Raw genomic sequence first — 19,182 nt, forward strand, 5'->3', positions numbered from 1 at the left:
CTACTCGCCGTTGACGACTCGGACATCCTCTGCGGCGTCCGTGGATTCGCCGGGGGCGGCGAACCAGTGGGTTACTTCGCCGTCGGCCAGGTCCTCGGCGACGGCGTCGGTCGGGATGACCGAGAGGGCGCCGGCGGTGGTGGCGGCGAGGAACTCGTCCACGGCGGCCGAACCGGTGGAAGCCGTTGTGTAGGTGGTGGATTCGTAGTCGATGTCGTTGGTGGTGCGGAGGGCGTTGGCGCGGTCGAGGGCTTCGACCTGGGTGAGGGTGGCCCAGGTGCCGGCGGCGGCTCGGTAGACGAAGGCCGGGTCGGCCTCGGTCAGGGGGCGCAGGCGGTCGGCGTAGGTGACCGGGTGCGCCGGGCGCGCGGCCAGATCCGCTTGGACCTTGGGGTCCGAGGGGACGAGCCAGCGGACGGAGCTGGCGGCGGGTTCCTTGGCGATGCCGAAATTGGCTCCGGCGGCCAGGATCTCGCCGAAGGACAGGCCCTCGGCGTAGAGCGCCGCGGCGCCCGCCTTGTGGATGGCCCAGACCGCCACGACCGAGTCCACCGAATGCGGCAGGGCGACGGCGACGACGTCACCGGGGCCCGCACCGCGGTCGATGAGCAACCGCGCCAGCTGGGAGCTGCGGCGGTCCAGGACGTGGTAGGCCAGTTCCTCGCCGTCGGCCAGCAGGGCGGGGGCCTGCGGATCCTCCTCGACCACCTCGGCCAGCGCATTGGCCATGGTGCGGCTGCCGACGCGGGCCGCGTCCGCGGCGGAATCCACGGTGGTGACCGCGGATTCGGCGAGGATGCGGGCACGTTCGGTCTCGTCGAGGATGTCGATCTCGCCGACCGTGCGGGCGGGTTCGCCGAGCAGCGCGTCCAGCACCCGGTTCAGGCGCGCGGCGAGGGTGACGACCTCGTCGGCGGTGAAGCGGGAGTCCAGGTAGCGCATGGAGACCTCGATGGTCTCGTTGGCCATGACCACCAGCGTCATCGGGTAGTGGGTGTCGTCGTTGATGCCGACACCGGTCACGCCCATACCGTCGATGGAGCTGGCCGCCGCGATGGCGTCCTTGTCCACCGGGTACGACTCGAACACCACCAGGGTGTCGAATTCGGCCGCGGCGCCGACCAACTGCTGGATCTCGGTGAGCCCGATGTAGTGGTGGTCGAGCAGGTCGGCCTGCTCGCCCTGCACCTTGCCGAGCAGCCCCTCGATGGTGGAGCGGTCGTCGACCTGGATGCGCACCGGCACCGTGTTGATGAACAAGCCGACCATGGATTCCACGCCGGGCAGGTCCGCCGGGCGCCCGGAGACGGTGGCGCCGAACACCACATCGGTGCGGCCGGTGAGCCGTCCGATGAGGATGGCCCACGCGGTCTGCATGAGCGTGTTCACCGTGACCCCGAGCTCCTGAGCCCGCTTGGTCAGCCGGCGGGTGCGCTCGGCGTCGATCTCCAGTGAGTAGCGGCCGATTCCGTACTGCTCGTCGTGCCGCGGCGCGGGCGCGAGCTGGGTCGGCTCGTTGACGCCGGCCAGCGCGCGGGTCCAGGCCTGCAGCGACTCGGCCCGGTTCTGCCCGGCCAGCCAGGCCAGGTAGTTCCGGTAGGAGACGACGCGCGGCAGCGCGGACATATCGCCGCGAACCGCGTACAGCACCAGCAGATCCCGCATGAGCAGCGGCATGGACCAGCCGTCCACCAGGATGTGGTGGGTCGTGATGACCAGATGCCACTTGTCCTCGGCAGTGCGGAACAGGTTGAACCGCATGAGCGGCGCGACCGCGAGATCGAAGTGGTTCGCCCGATCCTCGTCGACCAGTTCCCGCATGCGCGGATTGCGTTCGGCCTCCGGCAGATCCGTGAGATCGACGACCCGCCACGGGGCCTCGACCTTGTCGAGCACGACCTGGTGGGCCTGCCCGTCGGAGTCGGTGACGAACGCGGTCCGCAGGCTCGGGTACCGGTCCACGATGGCCTGCGCGGCCCCGTGCAACCGCTCGGCGTCCACCACACCGCTCAGGTCGAGCACGGCCTGAATGGTGTAGACGTCCACCGTGTTCTGGGTGAGCAGCGCGTGGAACAGCAGACCGGACTGCAGCGGCGAGAGCGGCCACACCTCGGTCATGGCCGGGTAGGCCCGTTCCCACACATCCAGATCCGGCTGGGTGACCTTGACCAGCGCCATATCCGACGGCGTGAAGCCGCCGGCGTCCGTCCGCTGGGCATGCCGGGCCAGCGCGGTGAGCGCCGCCACGAACAGGTCCGCGAACTCCTGCACCCGTTCCCGTTCCAGCAGGCCGGTCGGGAAGGCGAAGGCCGCGCCCAGTTGCGGGCCGTTCTCGCCGTCGGTGGCAATGGCATTGATGTCGAGGACGGCGTTCGCGGGCATGTCCGCGTCCATCTCGGCATCCAGGCGGCCCAGGTCGTCGGCCGGGGTCCAGCCGATCTCGGCCAGATGCTCCGGCACCTCGCCCGCGGAGACACGGCCCAGGTAGTTGAAGCTGATCTGGCCCGCATCGCCCAGTTGTGCGGCGGTTTCCGGGTTCAGGTAGCGCAGCAGACCGTAGCCGAGGCCCTTGTCGGGCACGGCGAGCAGCTGCTCCTTCACCGATTTGACGATGTCTCCCAGCGACTTTCCGCCGTCGAAGGCATCGGCCAGATCGGCCCCTTCCAGATCCACCCGCACCGGGAAGGCGGCGGTGAACCAGCCGACCGTGCGCGAAAGATCCGCGCCCGGCACGATTTCCTCTTCACGACCGTGGCCCTCGAGCTTGACCAGGGCGGCCGAGCCGGTGGTCTCGCCGCGCCAGCGCGCGACCGCCAGGGCGAGCGCCGCCAGCAGGCCGTCGTTGACGCCGCCACGGTAGAGCGCCGGAATCCGGGTCAGCACGGCCTCGGTCACGTCGGCGGGCAGCGAAACCTCGACCCGCTCGACGGTGGCGAAGGTGTCGATCTTCGGATCGAAGGCCCGTGCACCGAGCAGCGGATCCGGCGTGGTCGTCACCTGCTGCCAGAACGGCAGTTCCGCAACGCGTTCCGGCGAGCTCGCCTGTTCGACGAGGGCGTGCGCCCAGCGCCGCATGGACGTGCCGGTCTCGGGCAGCGCGAGCGGCTGCCCGAAGGCCAGCTGCGACCAGGCCAGGCCCAGATCCGGAATGAGGATGCGCCAGGAGACGCCGTCCACGACCATGTGGTGCGCCACGATCAGCAGCACATCGCGCCGGGTCCCGTCGAAGGCGAACCAGACGAACTCCACCATGGCGGCGTTGGCCGGATCCAGACGACCCAGGGCGGCATCGAATTCGATGCTGCCGATGCGGGACAGCTCCTCCTCGGAGGTGTCGCCCGGCAGTTCGACCCGGTGCACCAGGGCGTCCACGTCCACGGCCCCGCGCTCGAGCGCCTCGAAGACGAAGCCCTCGGCGGCATTGCCGCGCAGGCGCGACCGCAGTACGTCGTGGTGGTCGTAGACCGCGCCGATGGCGCCGACCAGGGCGGCCCGGTCGATGCCGTCGGGCAGGCGCAGCGCCATGGTCTGCGAGAACCGCTCGTAGGACGAGCCGCTGCCCAGGATGGCGTGCATGATCGGCGTCAGCGGGATGTCGCCCACGCCGCCGCCGGGCAGTTCGGCCAGCTTCTCGGCACGCGAATCCCCGCCCAGCGCCGCCACTTCGGCGAGTCCGGCCACGGTGCGGCGTTCGAACACGTCGCGCGGGCTGAACACGATGCCGCGCGCCTTGGCGCGGGACACCAGCTGGATGGACAGGATGGAGTCGCCGCCGAGCGAGAAGAACGAGTCGTCCGCGCCGACCTTGTCCAGGCCGAGCACATCGGCGAACACCTCGGCGAGGGTCGCCTCGATCTCGGTCACCGGCGCGCGGAAATCGCGTGCGGTGAACACGGGTTCGGGCAGTGCCCGCCGGTCCAGCTTGCCGACCGGGGTGAGCGGGATGGCGTCCAGGACCGTAATGGCGGTCGGCACCATGTATTCCGGCAGTCGCCCGGCGACATGGTCGGTCAGCGCGGCGATGTCGATGGAGCGACCCGAGACCGGCAGCACGTACGACGCGAGGATGGTCGCGCCCGCCTCGGTCTTGTGACCCACGGTGACCGCGAAGTCCACGGTCTCGTGCGAGGCCAGGGCCGCGTCGATCTCACCGAGTTCGATGCGGAAACCGCGCACCTTGACCTGGAAGTCGTTGCGGCCCACGTATTCCACCTCCGCTCCGCCACCCCGCGCTTCGGTGGGGGTCCAGCGGACCACGTCACCGGTGCGGTACATGCGTTCGCCGTCGACGTACGGGTTGGCCACGAACCGCTCGGCGCTCAGGCCGGGCCGGTCGTGGTAACCGCGGGAGAGCTGGATACCGGACAGGTAGAGCTCGCCGGCGACGCCCACGGGTACCGGACGCAGGCGCGCATCCAGGATGAGCGACTGCATGCCGCGCACCGGTCCGCCGATGGTCACCAGATCACCGGGCATCAGCGCATCGCTGATGTTGGTCATGATGGTGGTCTCGGTCGGGCCGTAGCCGTTGTGGAAGGCGCGAGTGGTGCGGTCCGCCAGCGGAATCGCCCACTTCTCGACCAGATCGGCCGGGACGGCTTCACCACCGGCGACCAGCACCCGCAGTGAATCCAGGCCCTTCGGATCCAGGGTGGCGAGCGCCGCGGGCGTGATGAACGCGTGCGTGGCCCGCTCGTCCTGGATGATCCGCGCCAGTTCCTCGCCGCCGTAGACGCCCGGCGGCACGATCACCAGGGTGCCGCCCGCGCCGAGCGCGAGCAGGTACTCCAGCACCGACGCGTCGAACGACGGCGATGCGAAGTGCAGTGCGCGCGAACCGGAGTCGAGGTTGTAGCGCACGATCTGCTCGGTGCTGAAGTTGGCCAGACCGGCGTGCGTCACCTCGACGCCCTTCGGCATGCCGGTGGTGCCGGACGTGTAGATCACGTACGCCACGTGTTCCGGCCGGACCGGGGCCCAGCGTTCGGTGTCGGTCACCGGTTCCGCGGAGTGCGAGCCGATTTCGGCCTGCACCACCACATCGTCGAGCGAGATCCAGCCCGCCAGGCTCTTGACCGGCGGCAGCCCGTCGAGCTCGGCGTTCACCGTGAGCCCGAGCACCGAGCCGGAGTCGTCGACCATGTGCGCGATGCGGTCCGCCGGGTAGGACGGATCGACCGGCACGAAGGCCGCACCCGACTTGGCGACGGCCCAGATGGCCAGCACCGACTCGAACGAGCGCCGGATGGCCACGGCGACACGGGTTTCCGGTCCCGCACCGCGCTCGATGAGCACCCGCGCCAGGCGCGAGGAGGCCGCATCGAGTTCGGCGTAGCCGAGCGCCTGCCCGTCGAAAGCCACGGCCTCGCCGAGCGCATTGTTGGCCACGGCCTCGGCGAGCAGCTCCGGCAGCACGCGCGGCGTGATGGCGGGTCCGCCACGGCGCGCGATCAGATCGGCACGCTCGGCGGCGTCCAGGATCTCCAGATCCCCGACCGCCTTGCGCGGCGTGGCGACGATCTCGCCCAGCAATCGCACGAACCGCTCGGCGAACACCTGGATGGTGGATTCGTCGAACAGGTCACGGGCGTAACCGAATTCGGCGTACATGCCCGCGTTGGCCTCGGCCTCTGCTTCCTGGATGGTCAGCATGAGATCGAACTTGGCGACCTCCACGTCGAAGTCGACGGCGGCCACACTCAGTTCCGGCAGCTCGAAGGCGCCGCCGGGCAGGTTCTGGAAGGACAACGCCACCTGGAACAGCGGGTGCCGCGACGTGGACCGTTCCGGGGCGAGCAGCTCGACGAGCCGCTCGAACGGAATGTCCGCGTGCACGAACGCCTGCAGGTCCGCATCCTTGGCCTGGGCCAGTAGCTGCTGGAAGGTCTGCTGCCCGTCCACCTTGGTGCGCAGCGCCAGGGTGTTGACGAACATGCCGATCAGACCGTCGAGTTCGGCCTCGCCACGACCCGCGATCGGCGCGCCGATGGCGATGTCGTCGGTGCCGGACAGGCGGGACAGGAAGACCGCGAGCGCGGCATGCACGACCATGAACATGGTCGCGCCCTGTTCGCGCGCGATCCGCTGCAGGCCGCGATGCAGGGCGGCATCGATCGGGAACAGCACCTTGCCGCCCTCGAAGGACTGCATGGTCGGGCGCGGCCGGTCGGACGGCAGGTTCAGCTCGTCCGGCAAGTCGGCCAGCGCGGTCCGCCAGTAGTCGGCCTGTGCGGAGATCAGGCTGGCCGGATCGTCCTCGGCGCCGAGGATCTCGCGCTGCCACAGCGCGTAATCCGCGTACTGCACCGGCAGCGGCTCCCACGCCGGCTCGGAGCCATTGGCCCGCGAGGCGTAGGCGATCATGACGTCGCGGGTGAGCGGGCCCATGGACCAGCCGTCGGCGCTGATGTGATGGGCCACGAAAACCAGGACGTACTCGGCCTTCTCGGCATCGGTGACCCGGAACAGCGTGGCCCGCAACGGCACCTCGGCGGTGACGTCGAAGCCGGCGGTGACCAGTGCGGTGACCCGGTGTTCCAGCTCGGCGGCCTCGATCGGGACCGGAGTCAGATCCGGCGCCGCATCCTCCGCGGACACGATCACCTGGATGGCCGCGCCGTCGCGCTGCGGGTACACCGTGCGCAGGGTCTCGTGCCGCGAGACCACATCGAGCACGGCCTGCTGCAGCGCGGTCACATCCAGTTCGCCGGTGAGCCGGACCGCGACGGGCACGTTGTACGCGGCCGAGGCGGTGTCGAACTGGTTGAGGAACCACATGCGCTGCTGTGCCAGCGACAGCGGCAGGTGCTCCGGCCGCTGCTGCGCGACCAGCGGCTGCCGCCCGCCCGCACCGGCTTCCGGCGCGAGGGTGGCGGCCAGGCCGGCGACGGTCGAGACCTCGAACAGCGTGCGCACCGGCACGCGGGTGTCGAGGGCCGCGCCGAGGCGCGCCGCGACCTGGGTGGCCAGCAGCGAGTTGCCGCCGAGCGCGAAGAAGTCGTCGTCCGCACCGATCGCTCCGTCGACCCGCGCTTGTTCGACGCCGAGGACATCGGCGAAGACACCGGCGATGGCGATCTCGACTTCGGTTTCGGGAGCCCGGAATTCGCGGGTCGCGAAGACCGGCTCCGGCAGGGCCTTCCGATCCAGCTTGCCGCTGGTGTTCAGCGGGAAGGCGTCGAGGGCGACGACCGTGGCCGGAACCATGTAGGCGGGCAGCGTTTCCGCCGCCGCGTCCAGCAGCTGCTCCTGATCGATGCTGTAGCCCGGTGCGGGCACTGCGTACGCGACCAGCTGATCACCCAGCGAGGTCGGCAGCACCAAGGCCACCGCCTGGCTCACCGCAGGCTGGGCCAGCAGCGCGGTCTCGATCTCGCCGAGCTCGATGCGCTGACCACGGAACTTCACCTGGAAGTCGGTGCGCCCGATGTACTCCAGCCGCTGCGGCGCATCGCGCCACACCACCAGGTCACCGGTGCGGTACATGCGCGCGCCCGGTGCGAACGGGTTGGCCACGAACCGATCCGACGTCAGGTCCGGCCGGCGCACGTAGCCGCGCGCCAGCTGGTCACCGGCCAGGTAGAGCTCGCCCGGCACGCCCGCCGGAACCGGCCGCAGGCGCGAATCCAGCACGTAGACCTGGGAGTTCCACTGCGGCAGGCCGATCGGGACGGTGCGGGTGTCGCGACCCTCGGACGGCCAGTAGGTGATGGACACCGCGGCCTCGGTCGGGCCGTACAGGTTGTGCACCTTGATGCCCGAACCCAGCGCGAGCACCGAGTTCACCGTCTCCGGCGGCAGCGCCTCACCGATGACGAACACGTCCCGCAGGGTGGGCATGCTGCCCGGCGCGGTGTGCGCCGCGAACACGGTGAGCATGGACGGCACGAAGTCGGTGACCGTGACGCCCTGCGCCGCAATGGTTTCGGCGATGTAGTCGGTATCGCGGTGACCGTCGTGGGTGGCGACGACCAGGGTCGAACCACTGCGCAGCGGCATGAAGTAGCCCCACAGCGACACGTCGAAGGTGGTGGCCGTCTTCTGGAAGTAGACGTCCTCCGGGCCCATCGGGTACTCGGCCAGCATCCAGGTGGTCTGGTTGTGGATGGCGCCGTGGCTGATCGCCACACCCTTCGGGCGACCGGTCGAACCCGACGTGAAGATCACGTAGGCCGGGTTCTCCGGGCGCACCGGACCGGACAGCTCGGCGGCCGTGACCGGCTCGGCCGAGAACTCGTCCAGCGCAGCGGTATCCAGATGCAGGACCTGGATGCCATCGGGCACCTCGACCGCATCCACGGTGGTGGTCAGCACGCACGCGGGCTGGGCCGTATCGAGGATGTGGGCGATGCGCTCTGCCGGGTGATCCGGATCCAGCGGCACCCACGCGCCACCGGCGGTGACGATCGCGTACATGCCGACGACCAGATCCAGCGAGCGGCGGATCGCGAGGCCCACCAGGGACTCCGCGCCGACACCCTGCGAGATGAGCAGGCGGGCAAGCTGGTTGACCCGCTGATCGAACTCGGCGTAGGTCAGCTGCCGACCCTCGTAGACCACCGCGACCCGGTCCGGATGCGCGGCCACGGCCCGGCGGTAGCCGTCGAGCAGCAGTTCCGGCGCGATCTCGTGCCGAGTCTCGTTCCAGTCCACCAGCATTCGCGAACGCTCGGCGGGCTCCAGCAGCTCGATCTCGCCGACCGGCCGCTGCGGCTGCGTCGCCACCGCCGACAGCACGCGGTGCAGGCGCTCGGCGAAACCGAGCACCGTGGACTCGTCGAACAGATCGGTCGCGTAGACCAGGCTGCCGACAATACCGTTCGGCGTGCCGTCCGTGTCGTAGGTATCGGTGACGATCAGGTTCAGGTCGAACTGTGCCGTGGTCTGCTCGGAGTCCACCCCGGACACGGTCAGGCCCGGCAGTTCCAGGCTGGTGAGGCCCAGGTTCTGGAAGGACAGGCCCACCTGGAACAGCGGATGCCGCGCGGTGGAGCGGACCGGGTTGAGCACCTCGACGAGGCGCTCGAACGGCACGTCCGCATTGGCGAAGGCCTGGATGTCGGTCTCGCGCTGGCGGGCCAGCAGTTCGGTGAACGCCTCGGCGGTGTGCACCCGGCTACGGAACACCAGCGTGTTCACGAACATGCCGATGAGGTCGTCGAGGACGGCCTCGCCGCGGCCCGCCATCGGGGTGCCGATGGCGATGTCCTCGGTGGCGGACAGGCGGGCGAGCAGCACCGCGAGCGCGGTGTGCACGACCATGAACAGCGTCGCGCCCTCGGCGCGGGCCAGCGCGACCAGCGCCCGGTGCAGTTCGCCGTCGATGCGGACCTCGACCTTGCTGCCCCGGAAGGACGGCGTGGCGGGCCGCGGGCGATCCGCGGGCAGGTCCAGCTGATCGGGCAGATCGGCCAGCTCCTGCTTCCAGTAGGCGACCTGCTTGGCGGACAGCGATTCCGGATCGTCCTCGCTGCCGAGCAGTTCACGCTGCCAGATGGCGTAGTCGGCGTACTGCACCGCGAGCGGCGTCCAGCCCGGCTTCTGCCGGATGGAGCGGGCCGCGTAGGCGGTCATGATGTCGCGGGTCAGCGGCGCCACCGAGGAGCCGTCACCGGAGATGTGGTGGATGACCAGCGCCAGCACGTATTCGTCTGCCGGAGCGGCGGTTTCGGTCGCGGCGGCGGTTTCGGCGGCGGGGGCCTCCGGCTCGAAGCCCGGAACCGTGCCGTCCGCTCCGACCACCGGGAAGTAGCCGGTGTCGGCCGCGTCGGCGGCCGCGAACGTGTACGCCTCCGCGTACATCGACGCCGCCGTCTTCCGCGGCCCGTAATGGGCCGCGGCGCTGCCACTGCGCGCTGCGTCGTCAGCGCCGGCGGCCGCTGCGGTTCGAACGTCCTCGCCGATGATGTCGACGGCCGGGGCGGAAGCCTCCGCGACATCGGCAGCCGGTGCGCCGCTTTCGATCTTGAACAGACCGACCTTCAGCGGCACCTGGGTGGTGACGTCGAATGCGGTGGAGACGAGTCCCAGTACCGCGCCCGCGACCTCGTCGACGGTCACCGACCGCACGTCGAGCTCGGGCACGGCCTGCGCCGGCGGCAGGATGACCTGCACCGGGCCGCTGTCGGTCTGCGGGTAGATGGTGCGCAGGATCTCGTGGCGGGCAACGACATCGGTGATGGCGGCGCGCAGCGCGCCCACATCGAGCGCGCCGGACAGGCGCACCGCGACGGGCACGTTGTAGGCGGCCGAATCGGTGTCGAAGCGGTTGAGGAACCACATGCGCTGCTGCGCCAGCGACAACGGCACCTGGTCCGGTCGCGGTGCGGCGACGAGCGCCTTGCGCCCGCCGGAGTGCGCGTCGCGTTCCACGCGGGCGGCGAGCGCCGCCACGGTGGACACCTCGAACAGCATGCGCACCGGCACCCGGGTGTCGAGCGCCTCGCCGAGGCGCGCGGCCACCTGGGTGGCGAGCAGCGAGTTGCCGCCCCACGCGAAGAAGTCGTCGTCCAGGCCGATGCGGCCGGTCTCGACGCGCAGCACGTCCGCGAACACGCCGGCCACGATCTGCTCGATCGGGGTGACGGGCGCGCGGAAGACCGCCTTCTCGAAGGTGGGCTGCGGCAACGCCTTGCGGTCCAGCTTGCCGTTGGCGTTCAACGGCAGCCGCTCCAGCGGCATGAACACCGACGGCACCATGTACGACGGCAGTTCCGCGGCCAGCGCGGCCTGCAACTGCTGCTTGTCGACATCACCGGCGGCCGGAACCACATAGGCGACCAAGCGATCGCCCAGCACCGGATCGGTGTGCGCGACCACGGCGGCCGAGGCCACAGCGTCCAGCTTCAGCAGCGCGGATTCGATATCGCCGAGCTCGATGCGGAAGCCGCGGATCTTCACCTGGAAGTCGGTGCGGCCCCGGTATTCCAGCTCCCCGCGATCCGTCCAGGCGACGAGATCACCGGTGCGGTACATGCGGGAACCATTGCCGAAGCGCGGGGAGGCGGAGCGGAACGGGTTCGCGACGAACCGGTCCGAGGTCAGGTCCGGGCGGCCGTAGTAGCCGCGCGCCAGCTGCGCACCGGCCAGGTACAGCTCACCGGACACGCCCACCGGCACCGGCCGCAGACGCGAATCCAGCACGTACACCTGGCTGTTCCATTCGGGCGAGCCGATGGACACCGAGACCGCGTCGGCGGTGGTGACCCGGTGGTTGGTGATGGACACCGCGGCCTCGGTCGGACCGTAGAGGTTGAACAGCTCGGTGCGCGGCCGCTCCCGCAGCACCCGCTGCGCGAGCGGTCCGGGCAGCGCCTCACCGATGGCCAGGATGCGCCACAGCGAATCCGGCAAGCCGTCGGTGAGCAGCGCGTCCAGCATGGACGGCACCACATGCAGGGTGGTCACCCATTCCCGCGCCATCAGCTCGTTGAGGTACGCCGGGTCCTTGTGACCGTCGGGCGCCGCGATGACCATGCGGCCACCGCAGGCCACCGCGGACCAGAACTCCCAGACCGAGAGGTCGAAGGTGGCGGCGGTCTTGAGCAGCACCGCATCGGCCGGATCGAGGCCGAATTCGGTGACCTTCCACAGCAACTGGTTGACCACCGCCGAGTGCGGCAGCGCCACACCCTTCGGACGACCGGTCGAACCCGAGGTGAAGATGATGTACGCGGTGTTCGCGGCCGTGAGCGGGCGCACCCGCTCGGCGGCCGTGATCGGCTTGTCCGAGTGGCCGGCGAGGTCGAGCTCGTCGAGCCGCACGACCTCGGCCAGGTCGGCGTCGAAACCGATTGCGGCCGTGGTGAGTACGACCTTCGGCGCCGCGGTCTCCAGGATGTAGCCGACGCGCTCGGCGGGCTGATCCGGATCGATCGGCACATACGCCGCACCCGACTTGGCGACCGCGTACATGGCGACCACCAGGTCCACCGAGCGGCGCAGGGCCAGGGCGACCCGGTCCTCGGCGCCGATGCCGCGCGAGATGAGCTCGCGCGCCAGGCGGTTCACGCGGGCGTCGAGTTCGGCGTAGGTGAGCGAGACGGTCTTGCCGTCGGCGGTGTCGGCGACGATGGCCACCGACTTCGGATCGTCGGCAACCGCCTCGTCGAGCAGCGAGACCAGGGTGGCCTCGGCCGCACCGGACCGGACGTCCTCCAGATCGTGCGCGGTGTTGTTCCAGCGCTGCAGGATCCGCTCGTTCTCGGCCGCGTCGAGCAGGTCGATATCGCCGACCGGCACCGTGGTGTCGGCCAGGATGGCGTCGAGGGTGCGCACGAACCGGTCGGCGAAGCCGCGGATGGTGGCCTCGTCGAACAGGTCGGTGGCGTAACCGAATTCGGTGAGGATCTCGGCGGGGGCGCCGTCCTCGGTGTACCGGTCGTAGAGCGTGACGTGCAGGTCGGTCTTGGCCAGCTGCGCCTCGAACTGCACCGCGGCCACGTGCAGGCCCGGCAGTTCGAAGGCGGTCTCGGCCAGGTTCTGGAACGACAGGCCCACCTGGAACAGCGGGTTGCGCGCGGTGGAGCGGACCGGGTTGAGCACCTCGACCAGGCGCTCGAACGGCACCTCGGCATTGGCGAAGGCTTCCAGGTCGCGTTCGCGCACCTCGGCCAGCAGATCGGCGAAGGTCTTGGACCCGTCCACCTCGGTGCGGAACACCAGGGTGTTGACGAACATGCCGATCAGATCATCGAGTTCACGCTCGCCACGACCCGCGATCGGGGTGCCGACCGCGATATCGGTGGTGCCGGACAACCGCGCCAGCAGCACCGCCAGCGCGGCGTGCACGACCATGAACAGCGACGCGTTATTGGCGCGAGCCAGTTCGTGCAGCTTGGCGTGGCGTTCGGCGTCGATGTCGAAGGTGATCGCCTTGCCGTGGAACGACTGCGCCGGCGGGCGCGGCCGATCCGTCGGCAGCTCCAGCTGATCCGGCAGTTCGGCCAGCGCGCGGGTCCAGTACGAGACCTGCTGGGCGGCCAGCGATTCCGGATCGTCCTCGGAGCCGAGCACCTCGCGGTGCCACAGCGCGTAGTCGGCGTACTGCACCGGCAGCGGCGCCCACTGCGGCGCATCGCCATTGGCGCGGGCGGCGTAGGCGACCATGATGTCGCGCGCCATCGGGCCCATGGAGGAACCGTCGGCGGAGACGTGGTGCACCGTCATGGCGAGCACGTGCGCGGTATTTTCTGCCCTGCGCTTCGCTCCGGGCGGGTTCGCGGCCTCGAAGTCTCGATTCTTCCCTCCCTCCGCTCCCCCGCTTCGCTCCTCCGCTCCAGTCAGTCCAGAATCGAGACGGCCGCGAACCTCTAGGGTGTCGGCGATGCGGAACACCTTCACCGCGAGCGGCACCTCGACGGTGACGTCGAAGGTGGTCATGGCGAATTCGATGACCTTGCCGAGCAGTTCGCCCTCGGCGATGGTCTCTGGCTCCAGCGTCAGATCGACCTTGGAGGCGGGCAGGATCACCTGGTGCGGGCCGTCCGCCGAGCGCGGGTAGATGGTGCGCAGCGACTCGTGCCGGTTGATCACGTCACCGATCGCCAAGCGCAGCGCATGCAGATCCAGCGCGCCGGTGAGCCGCACCGCGAGCGGAATGTTGTCCACCGCGGAGGTGCTGGTGTCGAACTGGTTCAGGAACCAGTAGCGCTGCTGCGCGGGCGACAGCGGCAGGATCTCCGGCCGCTCGCCGACGGTCAGGCGCGGACGGGTGCGGCCCGATCCGGTCTGGTGTTCGGCCCGCGAGGCGAGGGCCGCCACGGTCGACGCCTCGAACAGATCGCGCACGGCCAGGTGGATGTCCAGCGCCGCACCCAGTCGCGCGGTGACCTGGGTGGCGAGCAGCGAGTTGCCGCCCAGCTCGAAGAAGTCGTCGTCCAGACCCACGCGCCCGACCCCGAGCACGTCGGAGAAGGTGCCCGCCACGATTCGTTCGACCTCGGTGCGAGGGGCGCGGAAGACCTTGGTCTCGAACACCGGCGCGGGCAGCTGCTTGCGATCCAGCTTGCCGGAGGCATTGAGCGGGAAGGCATCCAGCACCACGAAGGCGGCCGGAACCATGTAGGTCGGCAGTTCCTCCTGCAGCTGGGTGCGCACGGCCTCGAGGTCGACGGTGTGACCGGCGCCGGGAATGACGTAGCCGACCAGCTGATCGCCGAGGTGCTCGTCGGAGCGGACCACGACCACCGACTGGGCGATGCCCGCGACGGCGGTGAGCGCGGCCTCGATCTCGCCGAGCTCGATGCGCAGGCCACGCAGCTTCACCTGGAAGTCGGTGCGGCCCAGGTATTCCAGTTCACCCGCGCCGATCCACTTCACCAGGTCGCCGGTGCGGTACATGCGCGCGCTCTGCTGGAACGGGTCCGCCACGAACCGGTCGGCGGTCAGCTCCGGGCGGGCGACATAGCCGCGCGCCAGCTGGATACCGGCCAGGTACAGCTCACCCGCGACACCCGGCGCGACCGGGTGCAGACGCGAATCCAGCACGTAGACACGGGTATTGAAGACCGGGGCGCCGATCGGCACGGAGACCGTGTCGCCGCCGTCCACCTCGTGGTAGGTGACGTCGACCGCGGCTTCGGTGGGGCCGTACAGATTGTGCAGGCGAGCACCGGTCAGTTCGAGCAGCTTCTGCGCGGTGGGCGCGGGCAGCGCCTCGCCGGAGGCGAAGACATTGAGCAGCGTGGTGCATTCGGGCGTGCTTGCACCCAGGGCGTTCGACCTGCCCAATTCTAGGCTGGCCACGAAGACCGAGAGCATGGACGGCACGAAGTGCGCGGTGGTGACGCCGGTTTCCACGATCAGGTCGGCCAGGTAGGCCGGATCGCGGTGCCCGTCGGGCTTGGCCACGACCAGCTGGGCGCCGATCTGCAAGGGCCAGAAGAACTCCCACACCGACACGTCGAAGGTGGCCGGGGTCTTCTGCAGCACGACATCGTCGGTGTAGAGGCCGTATTCGGTCTGCATCCACACCAGGCGGTTGACGATCGAGGTGTGGCTCACGGCCACACCCTTCGGGCGGCCGGTGGAACCGGACGTGAAGATCACGTACGCGGTGTTGTCGCCACGCAGCGCGGCGACGCGGTCCGCATCGGTGATCGGCGCGTCCGAGTACTCCGACACGTCCAGCTCGTCGATGAGCAGCCGGCGGCGGTGCGATTCGAAACCGTCACGCGCCGTGGTCAGTACGACCACGGGCTGGGCGGTGTCGAGCACGTACTGGTTGCGCTCCTCCGGGTGATCCGGGTCCAGCGGCACGTAGGCGCCACCGGCGGTGATCACGGCGTACATGCCGATCACCAGATCGAGCGAGCGCCGCATGCCCAGGGCCACATAGGAATCCGGTCCCACGCCCTCGGCGATGAGGTGACGGGCCAGCCGGTGCACGCGGGACGCGAACTCGGCGTAAGAGAGACCTGTCCCCTCGAACTGGACGGCGGGCGCGTTCGGCGTCTGCGCGACCTGGGTTTCGAACATGGACGCGAGGGTGACCTCGGCGTCGGACTTCTTACCGCCGAGCACCACGCGGCGCACGTCGTATTCGGTGGCGTTCCAGGTCTTGAGGACCTGGCGGCGCTCGGCCTCGTCCAGCAGCTCGACATCGCCGACCAGTGCGGCCGGCGTGGCGACCACGGCCGACAGCAGGCGCACCAGGCGATCCGCGAAGCCGGTGACCGTGCGGGCGTCGAACATATCGGTGGCGTAGGCGAACTCGGCCGACATGCCCGAGCCGTCGGGGCGTTCGGTCAGGTTCAGGTGCAGATCGAACTTGGCGGTGACCACGTCCAGCGGGACGCCGGTGACCTCCAGGCCGGGCAGCGCGAAGCTGGCCGCACCGGTGTTCTGGAACGACAGCATGACTTGGAACAACGGATGCCGGGCCTGCGAGCGAGCCGGGTTGAGGATCTCCACCAGGCGCTCGAACGGCAGATCGGCGTGCCCGAAGGCGGCCAGGTCGGCGTCCTTGGTGCGGGCGAGCAGCTCGGTGAAGCTCTCCCCCACCGCCACCGGCGTGCGCAGCACCAGGGTGTTGACGAACATGCCGATGGCATCGTCGAGCACCTGCTCGCCACGGCCCGCGACGGCCGTGCCGATGGCGATGTCCTCGCCACCGGACAGCCGCGCCAGCAAGGCCGCGAAGGCCGCGTGCACGACCATGAACAGGCTCGCGCCGTGTTCGCGGGCGAGCGCGTTCAGGCCGGACAGCAGGTCGGCGTCGATCGAGAACTCGTGCACGTCACCGCGGTTGGAGGCGACGGCCGGGCGCGGGCGATCCGAAGGCAGGTCGATCTGGTCGGGCAGCCCGGCCAGGTTCGCCGACCAGTAGTTCACCTGCTGCGCGATGAGCGAGCCGGCGTCCTCCTCCGAACCCAGGGTCTCGCGCTGCCACAGCGCGAAGTCGGCGTACTGCACCGGCAGCGGAGCCCACGCCGGCGCATCGCCGTTCGCGCGGGAGGCGTAGGCGACCATGACATCGCGGGCCAGCGGGCGCACCGACCAGCCGTCACCGGAGATGTGGTGCACCACGAAAACCAGCACGTGCGTGGGCTGTCCGGCATCGGTGACGCGGAACAGGCCCGCGCGCACCGGCGGTGCGACGGTCACGTCGAACCCGGTGAGCACCAGCTCGGCGACCCGCTCGCGCAGTTCGCTCTCGCCCACCTCGACGGCCGCGAGATCCAGGTACGCCTTGGCGGTGGCCGCGGGCAGGATGACCTGCACGCCACGGCCTTCGGAGTCCTCCGGGTAGGCCGTACGCAGCACCTCGTGGCGCTCCAGCACATCACCGACGGCGGCCAGCAACGCGGTCACATCGAGTTCGCCGGTGAGGCGGACCGCGAGCGGAATGTTGTTGACGGCCGAGGCGGTGTCGAAGCGGTTGAGGAACCACATGCGCTGCTGTGCCAGCGACAGCGGAATCTCGGCCGGACGTTCCTGCGCCACCAGCTCGCGGCGGCGGCCGGTTCCGGCCTGCCCCTCGACCCGGGCGGCCAGGCCCGCGACAGTCGGTGCGTCGAACAACGCGCGCACCGGCACCCGGGTATCCAGGGCCGCGCCGACGCGCGAGGCGACCTGCGTCGCGATGAGCGAGTTACCGCCCAGCTCGAAGAAGTCGTCGTCCGCGCCGACCGGGTCGGCGAGTCCGAGCACCTCGGCGAAGACGCTCGCCACGATCTGCTCGGCCGGCGTTGCCGGGGTACGGAATTCGCGGGCGGCGAACTCCGGCTCGGGCAGCGCGCGGCGATCCAGCTTGCCATTGGCGTTGAGCGGGAACGACTCCAGCGCCACGAAGGCGGCCGGAACCATGTAGGACGGCAGCTGTGCGGCCAAATGCGCGCGCAGCGACTCGATATCGATCGCGTCCGCACCGAGCAGTGCCGCGGTCGGTGCGGCTCCGGCCCGCGCCGAGCGCGAGACGTCCGCGGCCCGCGCGGCATTCGTACCGGCCGCGAGCGGCGTGCCCGTAGCTGCCGGCACCACATAGGCGACCAGGGCGTCGCCGGTGCGCGCATCGCTGCGCAGCACCACGACCGCCTGGGACACGGCGGCGTGCGCGGTGAGCGCGGCCTCGATCTCGCCGAGCTCGATCCGCAGACCACGCAGCTTCACCTGGAAGTCGGTGCGGCCCAGGTACTCCAGCTCGCCTGCCGCGGTCCAGGTGACGAGGTCACCGGTCCGGTACATGCGCTCGCCCGCGCTGAACGGGTTGGCCACGAACCGATCCGAGCTCAGATCCGGCCGCGCCACGTAACCGCGCGCCAGCTGGACACCGGCCAGGTACAGCTCGCCCGCCATGCCCGGGGCGACCGGGTGCAGGCGCGAATCCAGCACGTACACCTCGGTGTTGAACACCGGGCGACCGATCGGCACGGTGTCGACATCGGCATCCACGACCTCGTGGAAGGTGACGTCGACGGCCGCTTCGGTCGGGCCGTACAGGTTGTGCAGTGCCGCACCGGTCAGCTGCCGCAGCTGCTGAGCGGTGATGCCGGGCAGCGCCTCACCGGAGGCGAAGACCAGTCGCAGGCTGCTGCACCGCGCCGCGGCCACGGTATCCATTTGCTCGCCCGCGAGCGTGGCCACGAACACGGCGAGCATCGACGGCACGAAGTGCGCCGTGGTGATGCCCTCGGCCGCAATGAGTTCCGCCATGTACAGCGGGTCGCGGTGACCGTCCGGCTTGGCGACGACCAGGCGGGCGCCGACCTGCAGCGGCCAGAAGAACTCCCACACCGACACGTCGAAGGTGGCCGGAGTCTTCTGCAGCACCACGTCGTCGGCGGTGAGGCCGTACTCGGCCTGCATCCACACCAGGCGGTTCACGATCGCGCCGTGGCTGACCGCCACACCCTTCGGGCGGCCGGTCGAACCGGAGGTGAAGATGACGTAGGCGGTGTTCGAAGGCCGCAGTGCCGCACGGCGATCCGCGGCGGTGACCGGGGTGTCGGAGTAACCCGACAGATCCACGGTGTCCACGGCGACGACCGGCACGCTGTCGTGCGTGAACCCGTCCTGCGCGGTGGTCAGCACGGCCACCGGCCGCGCGGTCTCCAGCACGTAGTCGATGCGGTCGGCGGGCTGGTCCAGATCCAGCGGCACGTACGCGCCACCGGCCTCGACCACCGCGTACATGGCGACCACGAGATCCAGCGAGCGGCGAATACCCAGGCCCACCAGGCTCTCCGGGCCGACGCCGGCCTCGATGAGCTTGCGCGCCAGCCGATGCACGCGCCCGGCGAACTCGCCGTAGGTCAGGCTCGCGCCCTCGAAGGTGAGGGCGTTGGCGTCCGGGGTGCGAGCGGCCTGCGCCTGGAACAGGTCCACCAGCGTGACGGTGTCGTCCACGTCGGCGGCGGTGCTGTTCCAGCCGTCCACGACCTGCGCGTGCTCGGTGGCGTCGAGCAGGTCGATATCGCCCACGGCGCGTTCGGGCTGTGCGGCGATGGCCTGCAGCAGGCGATCGAAGCGAGCCGCGAAGAGCCGCATGGTGGCCGCGTCGAACAGGTCGGTGGCGTACACGAGTTCGGCCGTCAGGCCTGCCGCATTGCCCTGGCCGTTGCCCTCGATGTGCTGAGCGGCGAGCTTCTCGGTCAGCACCAGCTGCAGGTCGAACTTGGCGGTATCGATCGGCAGGTCCACGCCGCTGACGGTCAGGCCGGGCAGTTCCAGTTCGGTGATACC

Annotated in this window: 1 protein-coding gene (cut by a window edge); it reads right to left on the reverse strand. The window is 70.1% G+C overall.

The features are described 5' to 3' along the window. Positions 1-19,182 carry the 3' portion of a non-ribosomal peptide synthase/polyketide synthase gene (locus tag ACH438_RS03210; RefSeq protein ID WP_397000565.1) on the reverse strand. 25,614 nt of this gene lie beyond the right edge of the window, so 19,182 of the gene's 44,796 nt are visible here — the last part of the coding sequence; its start codon lies beyond the right edge, outside the window — the gene reads right to left on this strand; it ends in the stop codon at positions 1-3.

Source organism: Nocardia sp. NPDC020380 (assembly GCF_044386975.1).
In the GTDB taxonomy this organism is placed as follows: Bacteria; Actinomycetota; Actinomycetes; order Mycobacteriales; family Mycobacteriaceae; genus Nocardia.